Genomic DNA, 12,734 nt, shown 5'->3' with positions numbered 1-12,734 from the left:
ATGAACAGCCAGTTTGCCGGATTAACGCGCGAAGCATGTGTGGCATTGTTAGCGTCATATCCGCTTAGTGTGGGTATTCTGGCAGGGCAGTGGATTGCGTTGCATCGCTATCTGCAACAGTTGGAAGCGTTAAACCAGCCGCTGTTGCATTTGGATTTGATGGATGGTCAATTTTGCCCGCAGTTTACCGTTGGGCCATGGGCAGTTGGGCAATTGCCGCAAACCTTTATCAAAGATGTTCATTTGATGGTAGCGGATCAATGGACGGCGGCGCAAGCCTGCGTGAAGGCGGGCGCACACTGCATCACGCTTCAGGCTGAAGGCGATATTCATCTGCATCATACGCTAAGCTGGCTTGGTCAGCAGACCGTGCCCGTTATCGGCGGTGAAATGCCGGTGATTCGGGGGATTAGTTTATGCCCGGCAACGCCTCTGGATGTCATTATCCCTATTCTGAGCGACGTTGAGGTTATTCAACTACTGGCAGTGAACCCTGGATACGGCAGTAAAATGCGCTCCAGTGATTTGCACGAGCGCGTGGCGCAGCTTCTCTGTCTACTTGGTGATAAACGCGAAGGTAAAATTATCGTTATTGATGGGTCGTTAACGCAGGATCAGTTGCCTTCGCTGATTGCACAGGGCATCGATCGTGTTGTTTCTGGTAGTGCGTTATTTCGTGATGATCGGCTGGTTGAGAATACGCGGAGCTGGAGGGCGATGTTTAAGGTTGCCGGGGATACTACTTTCTTACCCTCCACAGCATAAATGCCGGATGGCGGCTTTACCTTATCAGGCCTACATAAGCACTCGGCTGGTAGGCCTGATAAGCGCAGCGCCATCAGACATAGATTGGCAATTAAGCCTGTTTAGCAGCTTCTGCTGCTTTCACGATCACGGCGAAGGCGTCAGCTTTCAGAGAAGCGCCGCCTACCAGTGCGCCGTCGATGTCCGGCTGCGCGAACAGTTCGGCTGCGTTGGAGGCATTAACAGAACCGCCGTACTGGATAATAACCTGTTCAGCGATTTTCGCGTCAGCTTTAGCAATGTGGTCACGGATGAATTTGTGCACTGCCTGCGCCTGCGCAGGAGTTGCAGATTTGCCGGTACCGATCGCCCATACGGGTTCATAAGCGATAACCGCGCCTTCAAAGGCTGCCGCGCCCTGCGTTTTCAGTACCGCGTCGATCTGGCGTGCGCATACTTCTTCTGTTTTGCCCGCTTCGTTTTCCGCTTCGGTTTCACCGATGCACAGTACCGGCGTCAGACCTTGTTCTTTCAGTACGGCGAATTTTTTGGCGATCAGCTCGTCAGATTCTTTGTGATAAGTACGACGCTCGGAGTGGCCGATAATAATGTACTGCGCGCCGATATCCTTCAGCATTTCAGCCGAAGTTTCACCAGTGAATGCGCCAGACAGATTCAGATCAACGTTCTGCGCGCCCAGCATGATGTGGCTGCCGGCAGCAGCGCGTTTCGCCAGATCGATATACATTTCCGGCGGAGCGATTGCCACGTCGCAGCCTGCTACGCCCGTCAGTTCTTTACGCAGGTTAGCCACCAGTTCGTTTACCATGTGGCGGCTGCCGTTCAGTTTCCAGTTACCCATCACTAAAGGATGTCGCATTTCATTTCTCCACGCTTAGTCAGCGAATTAAGGAAGATGGCCGCTCGTCAGAGCAGCATGGTCTGTGAAACAGTATAGAGATTCATCCCCGGAAAGGCTTTGCTTTTTGTCATCAATTCGCCCCTTCCAGATTTTCAGATAACGCCAGCTTAATCGGTTCAACCGCGAAGGTCAGCCCCTTTTCGCCGTTATCTGCGACAACATAACGTACTGCGCCTTCGGTCTCGGCGTAATAGTGTTTACCTTTACCGGCGATAAGCATCTTTTGCAGTTTTTTCTGGCTTTGCTCTTTTGTCAGTAACGGGGCGACAGTGCGAATAATGGCGGCCATATATTCCAGCGCTTTCGCTTTCGCCGCTTTCTGTTCCGGCCCCTGAATGGGCAGCCAGGTAATCTGCATACTTTTCACTTTGAGCGTACCGCGCTCCAGCGCCGTGGAGGCATACAGATTTTCGTTAATCTTACTGGCGGCGCGGGTCAGATTCGCCTTATCGCGGCTATTCTCAATGGCGCGAAATTCATTGAGCGGCAGATCGGGATTCTGGCGGTTAAAGTTCTCACGAAACTGGCTAATAGAAAGATCAAAGGTTGGCGAGCCCGCCAGCAAATAGGGCGCTGTCGTGGTCGATGAAGAGAGCTGCGCGTGCGCCGTTATGCTGGCGGTGAGAGCAGAAAACAACAGTAAAAACAGAGTACATCCTGGCTTCATCAATCTTACCTTTCGTTAGGACTGCTCACGATTAAAACGATAACTGTCGGGCTTGTCAAAAGGGTAAACTGTAGCGGAAGGCAAAATATAAGGAACTTACATGACCATACAGCAATGGTTATTCTCATTTAAAGGGCGTATCGGACGCCGTGATTTCTGGATTTGGATCGGCCTCTGGTTTGCCGGGATGCTGGCGCTATTTTCGCTGGCGGGGAAAAATCTGCTTGATATCCAAACGGCGGCATTTTGCCTGGTGTGCCTGCTGTGGCCGACCGCCGCCGTCATGGTCAAACGTCTGCATGACCGGGGGCGATCCGGCGCGTGGGCGTTGCTGATGATTCTGGCGTGGATGCTGCTGGCCGGAAACTGGGTGATGCTGCCGGGGATGTGGCAGTGGGTCGTCGGGCGATTTATTCCGACGCTGATCCTGGTGATGATGCTTATCGATCTGGGCGCGTTTGTCGGTGTTCAGGGGGAAAATAAGTTTGGGAAAGCGACACAGGACGTGAAGTTTAAAGCAGAACCGTAAACGGGCGGTAAACCGTAATTTGCCCGGTGGCGCTGACGCTTACCGGGCCTACAGATTGGTGATGATTTGCAGGCCGGATAAGCCCTAGCCGCCATTCGGTAAAACATCACCAGTAATGTTCAGCCGTCATATGCCCCGGTCGGCGGCGCAGATGTTTAGTCATCTGTCGGGTCTCTTTCAGCAGTTGCTGCGTATCGCGCACCATCTGCGGGTTCCCGCACAGCATAACGTGGCTGGTCTCTTTATCCATCGGCAATCCAACGGCTTTTTCCAGCTCGCCGTTTTCAATGAGCGCTGGCACGCGTCCGGTAAGCGAGCCTGGCACGCTCTCCCGGCTGACCACCGTTTGGATGCGCAGCTTGCCTTCATAACGCTGTTGCAGTTCCAGCATTAGCGGCAGATAGCTTAAATCGGCGGCGAAGCGTGCGGCGTGGACTAAGACCAGATTTTTAAAGCGCGCGACATCCTGGCCATATTGCAGAATAGACAAATACGGGCCAATAGCGGTTCCGGTCGCCAGCATCCATAGCGTCTCGCAGTCAGGCACTTCATCCAGTACAAAGAAACCCGACGCGTCGCTGACCACTTGCACCTCATCGCCAGGTTTTAGCGCCGCCAGCCGCGGGCTGAGCTTTCCTTGCGGCACCGTCACCAGATAAAACTCTAAATTCGGATTGTCAGGCGCATTCACATAGGAATACGCGCGCTGAACGCGCTCGCCATCGATCTCCAGTCCGAGTTTGGTAAATTGGCCTGCAGTAAAAGGATTAATGGGGGCGTGAACGGTCAGGCTGAACAGTGCGTCAGTCCAGTTTTGCACCTTAGTGACTTTACCTGTTACCCAATCGGCCATGGTTTTCTCCTGTTCTGAATCGCTAACCTTATCTTCGTTCGTCAGGAGAAAGATTTCCAGCCCCGCGAGGCTGGAAGGCTCTAACTAACAAATGCGCTAGAGGATATGCGCCTGCACATCCGGATCTTTACGATCAAGATAGTGGATAGACTGAATGCGGCGGATGGTGCGTGATTTGCCGCGGATCAGCAGCGTTTCCGTCGTGGCAATATGGCCTTTCCGGCTAATTCCTTCCAGCAGATCGCCTTTCGTGATGCCGGTCGCGGAGAAAATAACGTTATCGCTACGCGCCATATCGCCCAGGCATAACGCCTTGCCCGCTTCAATGCCCATTGCTTTGCAGCGCGCCAGTTCCTGTTCGCCAATGCGGCGGTTTTCTTCGCTGTCGCCTTTCACATCATGGCGCGCCAGCAGACGCCCCTGCATATCGCCGTCCAGCGCGCGGATCACCGCTGCGGATACCACGCCTTCTGGTGCGCCGCCAATCCCGTACAGCACGTCGACTTCGCTATCCGGCATACAGGTCAGAATTGAGGCCGCGACGTCGCCGTCAGGAATGGCAAACACGCGTACGCCCAGTTTGGCCATCTCTGCGATGACCTCGTCATGACGCGGTTTTGCCAGAATGGTCACGGTCAGATCGCCAAGCGGTTTACCCAGCGCATCCGCGATGTTGCGCAGGTTATCCGCCAGCGGCAGATTGAGATCGATCGCCCCTTTGGCGCCCGGACCGACAATCAGTTTTTCCATATACATATCGGGCGCATTCAGGAAACAGCCTTTATCGCCGACCGCCAGCACCGCCAGCGCGTTCGCCTGACCCATCGCCGTCATGCGCGTGCCCTCAATCGGATCGACGGCGATATCTACCGCATCGCCGTGGCCGGTACCGACTTTCTCGCCGATATAGAGCATCGGGGCCTCGTCGATTTCGCCTTCGCCAATCACGATGGTGCCGTCAATGTTGACCTGGTTGAGCATGATACGCATGGCGTTGACCGCCGCGCCGTCCGCGGTATTTTTATCGCCGCGTCCCAGCCATTTGTAGCCAGCCAGCGCCGCCGCTTCGGTCACACGGGAAAATTCGATGGCAAGTTCTCGTCTCATAACAAACTCGTAGCAAAAAGGAGTGGCGCGCAGTGTAGCACAGGGGAAGGAGGGAATAATTGATGTGTGTGCGGAGTTGCCCCCGCACAAAGATTTTGCCGGATGGCGACCTTACTTGTCGTGATCTTCCCACGCCATTGCGCGTTTAACCGCTTTCTTCCAGCCGCTGTAACGGTAGTTACGCTCGGTGGTTTCAATGCCGGGGCGGAATTCTCGCTCAATGACGGCTTTTTCCTGCAGCTCGTCCAGGTTCTGCCAGTAACCGACGGCCAGACCAGCCAGATAGGCGGCGCCCAGCGCGGTCACTTCGCGCACTTCCGGGCGTTCCACCCGCGTGCCGAGAATATCTGACTGGAACTGCATCAGGAAGTTGTTGGCCACTGCGCCGCCGTCCACACGCAGAGCGTGCAGGCGGATACCGGAGTCGGCCTGCATCGCTTCCAGTACGTCGCGGGTCTGGTAAGCGATGGATTCGAGCGTCGCGCGGATAATGTGATTAGAGTTCACGCCGCGGGTCAGGCCAAAAATGGCGCCGCGGGCATACGGATCCCAGTACGGCGCGCCCAGACCGGTGAAGGCCGGAACCACGTAGACACCGTTGGTATCTTTCACTTTCGTGGCGAAATATTCGGAGTCGAATGCGTCGCTGATGAGTTTCATTTCATCACGCAGCCATTGAATGGACGCTCCCGCCATAAACACCGCACCTTCCAGCGCATAGTTGACTTCGCCGCTTGGGCCGCAGGCGATGGTGGTCAGCAGGCCGTTTTCCGATTTTACCGCTTTCTCGCCGGTGTTCATCAGCATAAAGCAGCCGGTGCCGTAGGTGTTCTTTGCCATTCCTTCCTTTACGCACAGTTGGCCGAAGAGCGCGGCCTGCTGATCCCCGGCAATCCCGGCGATAGGAATACGTGTACCGCCTTTACCGCCAATATTGGTCTGGCCGTAGACTTCGGAGGACTTACGTACCTGGGGCAGCATCGCGCGTGGGATATCCAGCACGTCCAGCATTTTATCGTCCCAGTCCAAATCATGGATGTTGAACAGCATGGTTCGTGAGGCGTTGGTGTAATCCGTAACGTGGACGCGGCCCTGCGTCATCTTCCAGATAAGCCAGGTATCCACCGTACCGAACAGCAGCTCGCCACGCTTCGCGCGTTCGCGCGAACCTTCCACATGGTCAAGGATCCATTTCACTTTAGTGCCAGAGAAGTACGGGTCGACGACCAGACCGGTATTGTCGCGGATGTAATCTTCCAGGCCGTCGCGTTTAAGCTGTTCGCAAATATCGGCGGTACGACGGCACTGCCAGACAATAGCGTTGTATATCGGTTTGCCGGTTTCACGTTCCCAGACGATCGCGGTTTCACGTTGGTTGGTGATACCGATAGCGGCAATCTGATCGGAACTGATATCGGCCTTAGCCAGCACTTCTACCAGCGTTGAGCTTTGGGACGCCCAAATTTCCATCGGGTCGTGTTCTACCCAGCCTGGCTTAGGATAAATTTGCTCAAATTCACGCTGTGATACGCTGACGATATTCGCGTCATGATCCATAACGACCGCGCGGGAGCTGGTGGTACCCTGGTCGAGCGCAACGATATATTTTTTTTCAGTCATAATTTTGTCCCGTAATCAGATTACAGCGAAGCATTTTGTTGTGTGGTCGCGGTGGAGTCCTTCTCTTCCACGACGCAGGTATCGCACGGCAAATGACGGCCAATAAATTTGCGATAAGCAAACGCGCCCAGAATGGCGCCGACGATGGGGCCAAACAGCGGCACCAGGAAGTAAGGAATGTCTCTACCGCCGGTAAACGCAATTTCACCCCAGCCGGCAAGCCCGGCGAACATTTTGGGGCCAAAGTCACGCGCCGGATTCATCGCAAACCCGGTCAACGGCCCCATAGAGGCACCGATAACGGCGATCAGTAAACCAATGAGCAGTGGCGCAAGCGGACCGCGAGGTACGCCGTTACCGTCGTCGGTCAGCGCCAGAATCAGCCCCATCAGAATAGCGGTAATCACCATTTCAACCGCGAAGGCCTGCACAAAATTGATATGAGGATTCGGGTAAGTTGAGAAAATGCCTGCGAGATCGAGACTTTCAACGCTGCCACGGACGATATGGTGGGTTTGTTCGAAGTCCACAAAAAGATTGTAATAAAGCCCGTAAACTAACGCCGCTGCGCAAAAGGCGCCGGCAACTTGAGAAATAATAAAAGGAACAACTTTACGTTTGTCGAAACAGGCAAATAGCCAGAGTGCGATGGTCACTGCCGGGTTCAGGTGTGCGCCAGAAACACCTGCCGTCAGGTAGATAGCCATCGCTACTCCCAGACCCCAGATGACGCTGATTTCCCACTGTCCAAAAGTAGCTCCGGCAACTTTAAGCGCAGCGACACAACCCACACCGAAAAAAATCAACAACCCGGTACCGAGGAATTCAGCAATGCACTGGCCTTTTAAGGTTGATGTTTGACTCATAATCGGATCCTGAAGAGTATGTAATGATTATTGGTATGCGAGGAGGTCATGGACATCCACGATGCCCTGTAGGCACACTGTTAATTTATCGTTAACGAGCAAAAACGAGAAATATCGAAATCAAAATGTGTGTACTGCGTCAATAAAATGAGCGTTATCGCGCCATGAGGCGCATTTTGAGACAGCAGAAGAGAGTGAATTGAATCATTTCATTAACCAATATGTTAACACTTTTAAGTTATTGAATGAATGTTACCAGGAGATGGATGAAAATTGCTGCAAACCGCGATCTACGCGGTATGTCGCTGGACAGCGAGAGCGGGGCTTCATACAATCGACACTATATATTGTGCGCGTTTACGTGAAGCGTCGCCTTGCAATTCAGGAGAGGTAAGATCATGTCTTTAGAAGTGTTTGAGAAACTGGAAGCAAAAGTACAGCAGGCGATTGACACCATCACCCTGTTACAGATGGAAATTGAAGAGCTGAAAGAAAAGAACAACAGCCTGACGCAGGAAGTGCAGTCTGCACAGCATCAGCGTGAAGAACTCGAGCGTGAAAATAATTCTCTGAAGGAACAGCAGAGCGGCTGGCAGGAACGTTTACAGGCGCTGCTTGGTCGTATGGAAGAAGTCTAATCCTCGTCATATTTCACGTTATGGCGGCGTTGGCTGCGTGCGTTCACCCCAGTCACATAGTGGCCTATGCTCCTGGGGATTCACTTACTTGCCGCCTTGCCCTGACGCGAAATCTATAGAGGATTTAGAATGCGGATACCGGTGGGCCGGATAAGGCGTAAGCCGACATCCGGCAATCAGCGACAACGCATAAAAAAGGCGCCTTACGGCGCCTTTTTTGATCACTCGATATCAAGCGGGTCTTCGGAAAGGATAATCCCTGTGTTGTCGGCATAGAGATGATCGCCGGAGAAGAACGTCACGCCGCCGAAATTGACGCGCACATCGCTTTCCCCAATGCCTTCACCTGCGGCGCCAACCGGAATGGCGGCGATCGCCTGAATGCCGATATCCAGCTCTTCCAGATCGTCCACCTGACGCACCGCGCCATAGATAACCAGCCCTTCCCATTCATTTTGCGTGGCCAGACGCGCCAGCTCCGCATCGACTAATGCACGACGGACAGAACCGCCGCCATCGACCAGTAGAACCCGACCACGGCCATTTTGTTCGAGCAGATCGTACAGCAACCCGTTGTCCTCGAAACATTTTACCGTGATGATTTGTCCGCCAAACGACGACCGCCCTCCAAAATTAGAGAACAGCGGTTCCACGACGTTGACATCTTCCTGATAGATGTCACAAAGCTCGGAAGTATCGTATTTCATAGGCTTAACGTTCAGTTGCTGCGAGAATTTTTAGTATATCGCGCTAAGTATACTGTTGGCAAAATCATCAATTGTTAATTGATATTTGTCAGTTAAACGGCCCACTGACTTAAGAGTATCCCAATCACAAATAACAGGTTGGTTAACAACGCGCCTTTAACGGTACGTTCAAGCATCGGGCGCATTGCCGCAGGCTCCCTTTCGCGCATTACGTAGCGCGCTTGTTTAATGAGCAAGGGCGCGGCCAGAATAAACAACCATCCCCACGGACTGTGTAGCGAGAGCAGATTAAACAGCGCCAGACAGAGCAGCGCGCCTAGCAACAGGCAGGCGTGATAACGACGCGCGTTGACATCGCCCAGTCGTACCACAAGGGTGTTTTTGCCGTTCTCTCTGTCGCTATTAATATCGCGCAGGTTATTAATATTCAGCACCGCCGTCGCCAGTAAACCGCAGGCGGTGGCCGGGAGAATTAGCGCCGGAATCAGCGTATGCGCCTGGAGATACCAGCTCCCCATGACACTTAGCCAGCCAAAGAATACCAGGACAGAGATATCACCCAGCCCGATATAGCCGTAGGGCCGATTACCCACGGTGTAGGTGATGGCGGCGATAATCGACAGCCCGCCCAAAATCAGGAAGCCGACAAAATCGGTTAACGTATGGCACGCGACCGCCACCAGCGCCAGTCCGGAGATACAGATCAGCACGACGGTAATGATTAACGCCCGTTTCATCTCCTGCCGGGTGATGACGCCTTTTTGCATTCCCCGCAGCGGCCCGATGCGATCCGGTTTATCACTGCCTTTGACAGCGTCGCCGTAATCGTTGGCGAGGTTGGATAAAATTTGCAGCAGCCCGGCGGTGATAAGGGCCAGCAGCGCGACCAGAGGATCGAAATAGCCTTGCCACCATGCCAGGGCCGTACCGACGATAATCGCCGCGAAGGCGAGGGGTAAGGTTTTGGGTCGTAAGCTTTCCAGCCAGGCCTGGGTGCGGCTAATTTGTTGTTGTTCAGTCATATTTAGCGCCAATAAAAATGGGGCTTTTCAGCCCCATCAACAGTGATGAAAATGCATTGGACGCGATTATAAGATAAAACGGCTTAGATCTTCATCTGCGACCAGCGCATCCAGATGTTTGCTCACATATTCCGCATCAATTGTGATGTTTTGACCGTGCAGATCGCTGGCGTTATAGGAAATTTCTTCCATCAGACGCTCCAGTACGGTATGCAGACGGCGCGCGCCGATGTTTTCGGTGGTTTCGTTAACCTGCCAGGCGGCTTCGGCAATACGTTTAATACCGGAATCGGTGAACTCGATATTGACGCCTTCAGTTGCCATCAGCGCTTTATACTGCACGGTGACGGAGGCGTTTGGCTCGGTCAAAATGCGTTCGAAATCGCTGGTGGTCAGCGCCTGAAGTTCAACGCGAATCGGCAGGCGGCCCTGCAGTTCCGGGATCAGATCAGACGGCTTCGCCACCTGGAACGCGCCAGAGGCGATAAACAGAATATGATCCGTTTTGACCATCCCGTGTTTGGTCGAAACCGTGCAGCCTTCTACCAGCGGCAGTAAGTCGCGCTGTACGCCTTCGCGTGAAACATCCGGGCCGGAGGTTTCGCCACGCTTACAAATTTTGTCAATTTCATCGATAAACACGATGCCGTGCTGTTCAACCGCGTCGATAGCGTCCTGTTTCAGCTCTTCCGGGTTGACCAGCTTAGCAGCTTCTTCTTCAACCAACAGTTTCATCGCGTCTTTAATTTTCAGCTTACGCGGTTTCTGTTTCTGACCGCCCAGGTTCTGGAACATAGACTGCAACTGGCTGGTCATCTCTTCCATGCCCGGAGGCGCCATAATCTCTACGCCCATCGGCGCGGCGGCGAGGTTAATCTCGATCTCTTTATCGTCGAGCTGGCCTTCGCGCAGTTTTTTGCGGAACGTTTGACGGGCGGCAGAAGGCTCCTGCTGCTGTTCGGCCTGGCCCCAGTTATTTTTTGCGGGTGGGATCAGTACGTCGAGAATACGCTCTTCCGCCAACTCTTCCGCACGATAGCGGTTTTTCTCGATAGCCTGTACGCGAACCATTTTCACCGCGGCATCGGTCAGATCGCGGATGATAGAGTCCACTTCTTTCCCGACATAGCCCACTTCGGTGAATTTGGTGGCTTCGACTTTAATGAATGGCGCGTTGGCGAGTTTTGCCAGACGACGAGCGATTTCGGTTTTACCGACGCCGGTCGGGCCAATCATCAGAATATTTTTCGGCGTTACCTCGTGGCGCAGCTCTTCATCAAGCTGCATACGGCGCCAGCGGTTACGCAATGCAATCGCCACGGAACGCTTTGCGTTATCCTGGCCGATAATGTGTTTGTTCAGTTCGCTGACAATTTCGCGTGGGGTCATTTCAGACATGAGAGGTCCTTACGCTTTGGCGGTCAATTCTTCAATGGTGTGGAAATGGTTGGTGTAAATGCAGATATCGCCTGCAATATCCAACGCCTTTTCAGCAATTTCGCGCGCGCCGAGCTCGGTATTTTCCAACAGAGCGCGAGCGGCAGCCTGGGCATAAGGACCGCCGGAGCCGATAGCAATTAAATCGTTTTCAGGTTGCACGACATCGCCGTTACCCGTGATGATGAGCGAGGCGGTTTCATCCGCGACGGCCAGCAACGCTTCCAGTTTGCGTAGCATACGGTCGGTACGCCAGTCTTTCGCCAGTTCAACGGCGGCTTTGACCAGGTGCCCCTGATGCATTTCCAGTTTACGTTCAAACAGCTCGAACAGCGTGAATGCATCCGCAGTACCGCCCGCAAAGCCCGCAATGACCTTGTCGTTGTAGAGGCGGCGGACTTTCTTCACGTTGCCTTTCATTACTGTGTTACCCAGTGTGGCCTGACCATCACCGGCGATTACCACGTGGCCGTTACGGCGTACGCTTACTATTGTTGTCACGAGCAGACCCCTTGGTTACTAATGCTGAATTGCGGCCCCGTACGGCGTACGGGGCATAATGCAAGTATAGATGGGGGAGATTTTGAGGGTTTCAACCCCCGGTGGCGAGTCGAATGCAGTTTGTATGGCCCGCCATCTTCAGACGGTTAATGGTGCTGTCGGCATTTTCTTTACCTTTCACCGGCCCGATAACCACGCGATTCCAGCCGTTATTGGTGGTAATTTTGGAGTCAAAGCCTTCAAACGCCAGCTGAGCGCGGACGCTTTCTGCCTGCTCGGCGCCTTTGAATGAACCACATTGCACCATCCAGCGACGTTCATCTTTTTTCTCTGCTGTCGCCTTCGGCGCTTCAGGCGCGCGCGTAATTGGCGCGGCTTTTGGCGCTGCCGCGCTGGTATGCGCCGGCGTTTGCAGCAAATCCTGATAAGGTTGCTGCGAGGCCGTCTGCTTCGGCGGCTGACTTTGGCGCGCGGGTTGCGCCGGGGCGGACTGTACCGTGCGCGTTTGCGACTGCTCGTTTACCCGCGGCTGCGTGCGTGGTTGCTGAACAGGCTGCGTTTGAGCCCACTGCTGCTGCTGCTGCTGCTGCTGCTGCGCCTGACGCTGGCGCTGTAGCGTTTGCTGGCGTTGTTCTGGCGTCTGCTCGTTCCACGGCACTTCGTTAAGTTGCGTTGGCTGCTGACGCATATCCGCCTGCATCTGCTCCAGGAGTTGACGCTGTTCGCTGGTGAGCTGATTCGGATTCATGACTTCGCCGCCGGCGGACGGTTCCGTTGGCGTACGCACGCCCGGCTGGCGACTTTCCAGCTCTTTGATGTAACGCCAGCGCTCTTCCGGTTTTGGCGGAAGCCCATTGCCGGTGACTTTCTGATTTTGTAGCGTTTCGGACTCTTCTTTCTTATGGTGAGTAATGAAGTACAGACCGCCGATAAAGGTCACAAGGACGGCTGCCGCAATCGCGACCATTGCCGGCGAGACGGCAGGCATGTTGCTTTGCTTCTTCCGTGAGTTCCGTGAGGTGCTCTTTTTGCGCCGCGAAGGAGCCGGTTGGCCGCGACGTACATAATCTCGTTGTGCCACTATCGTTTCGCTGTATTTATTCGTTCGTCAGCCCGTCATG

At 54.0% G+C, this 12,734-nt stretch carries 14 protein-coding genes; 3 read left to right on the top strand and 11 right to left on the bottom strand.

All coding sequences use genetic code 11. From position 1 onward, the window contains the following. Positions 1–765: an epimerase gene (locus QEN32_RS21250; RefSeq protein WP_001088049.1), complete on the top strand. Its 765-nt coding sequence runs from the start codon at positions 1–3 to the stop codon at positions 763–765. A gap of 91 nt (positions 766–856) precedes the next feature. On the opposite strand, the gene tpiA is transcribed toward QEN32_RS21250, so the two are convergent. Next, positions 857–1,624 (bottom strand): triose-phosphate isomerase, encoded by a 768-nt coding sequence (gene tpiA / locus QEN32_RS21245; RefSeq protein ID WP_001216339.1) that lies wholly within the window; start codon positions 1,622–1,624, stop codon positions 857–859. Between the two features lie 112 nt (positions 1,625–1,736). Then, complete coding sequence (locus QEN32_RS21240; protein ID WP_000802241.1) at positions 1,737–2,333, bottom strand: YiiQ family protein; 597 nt, start codon at positions 2,331–2,333, stop codon at positions 1,737–1,739. Positions 2,334–2,433: 100 nt separating this feature from the next. On the opposite strand from QEN32_RS21240, the gene QEN32_RS21235 reads away from it, so the two are divergent. Continuing rightward, positions 2,434–2,862 (top strand): DUF805 domain-containing protein, encoded by a 429-nt coding sequence (locus QEN32_RS21235; RefSeq protein ID WP_000155237.1) that lies wholly within the window; start codon positions 2,434–2,436, stop codon positions 2,860–2,862. A gap of 106 nt (positions 2,863–2,968) precedes the next feature. On the opposite strand, the gene fpr is transcribed toward QEN32_RS21235, so the two are convergent. The 4 genes from fpr to QEN32_RS21215 form a co-directional block, all read right to left on the bottom strand. Beyond that, positions 2,969–3,715, bottom strand: coding sequence for a ferredoxin--NADP(+) reductase (fpr, locus tag QEN32_RS21230; protein WP_000796303.1), 747 nt, complete (start codon positions 3,713–3,715; stop codon positions 2,969–2,971). Positions 3,716–3,811: 96 nt separating this feature from the next. Then, complete coding sequence (glpX, locus tag QEN32_RS21225; protein WP_001250624.1) at positions 3,812–4,822, bottom strand: class II fructose-bisphosphatase; 1,011 nt, start codon at positions 4,820–4,822, stop codon at positions 3,812–3,814. Between the two features lie 111 nt (positions 4,823–4,933). Further along, complete coding sequence (glpK, locus tag QEN32_RS21220) at positions 4,934–6,442, bottom strand: glycerol kinase GlpK (RefSeq protein WP_000136808.1); 1,509 nt, start codon at positions 6,440–6,442, stop codon at positions 4,934–4,936. Between the two features lie 20 nt (positions 6,443–6,462). Beyond that, positions 6,463–7,308, bottom strand: a complete 846-nt coding sequence (locus QEN32_RS21215) for an MIP/aquaporin family protein (protein ID WP_000084285.1) — start codon at positions 7,306–7,308, stop codon at positions 6,463–6,465. Positions 7,309–7,706: 398 nt separating this feature from the next. On the opposite strand from QEN32_RS21215, the gene zapB reads away from it, so the two are divergent. After that, on the top strand, positions 7,707–7,946 hold the full coding sequence (gene zapB, locus QEN32_RS21210) for a septal ring assembly protein ZapB (RefSeq protein WP_000051370.1): 240 nt from the start codon (positions 7,707–7,709) through the stop codon (positions 7,944–7,946). A gap of 221 nt (positions 7,947–8,167) precedes the next feature. Here the strand turns inward: zapB and rraA are convergent, their stop codons facing one another. From rraA to ftsN, 5 genes are all read right to left on the bottom strand, one after another. Then, a complete protein-coding gene (rraA, locus tag QEN32_RS21205) occupies positions 8,168–8,653 on the bottom strand; it encodes a ribonuclease E activity regulator RraA (protein ID WP_000872918.1) in 486 nt (161 codons plus the stop codon). 92 nt (positions 8,654–8,745) lie between these two features. Further along, complete coding sequence (menA, locus tag QEN32_RS21200) at positions 8,746–9,675, bottom strand: 1,4-dihydroxy-2-naphthoate polyprenyltransferase (protein WP_000139639.1); 930 nt, start codon at positions 9,673–9,675, stop codon at positions 8,746–8,748. Between the two features lie 66 nt (positions 9,676–9,741). After that, the gene (gene hslU, locus QEN32_RS21195) at positions 9,742–11,073 is read right to left on the bottom strand and encodes an HslU--HslV peptidase ATPase subunit (RefSeq protein WP_001293360.1); all 1,332 of its coding nucleotides are present in this window, start codon (positions 11,071–11,073) and stop codon (positions 9,742–9,744) included. Positions 11,074–11,082: 9 nt separating this feature from the next. Then, positions 11,083–11,613 (bottom strand): ATP-dependent protease subunit HslV, encoded by a 531-nt coding sequence (gene hslV / locus QEN32_RS21190; RefSeq protein ID WP_000208240.1) that lies wholly within the window; start codon positions 11,611–11,613, stop codon positions 11,083–11,085. A gap of 91 nt (positions 11,614–11,704) precedes the next feature. Further along, entirely contained in the window at positions 11,705–12,694 is a 990-nt protein-coding gene (gene ftsN, locus QEN32_RS21185; protein ID WP_063874664.1) for a cell division protein FtsN, read from the bottom strand. Positions 12,695–12,734: the final 40 nt, after the last annotated feature.

It is taken from the genome of Salmonella sp. SA14318 (genome assembly GCF_029866905.1).
In the GTDB taxonomy this organism is placed as follows: Bacteria; Pseudomonadota; Gammaproteobacteria; order Enterobacterales; family Enterobacteriaceae; genus Salmonella; species Salmonella enterica.
This window is presented reverse-complemented; position numbering and strand designations above follow the sequence as displayed.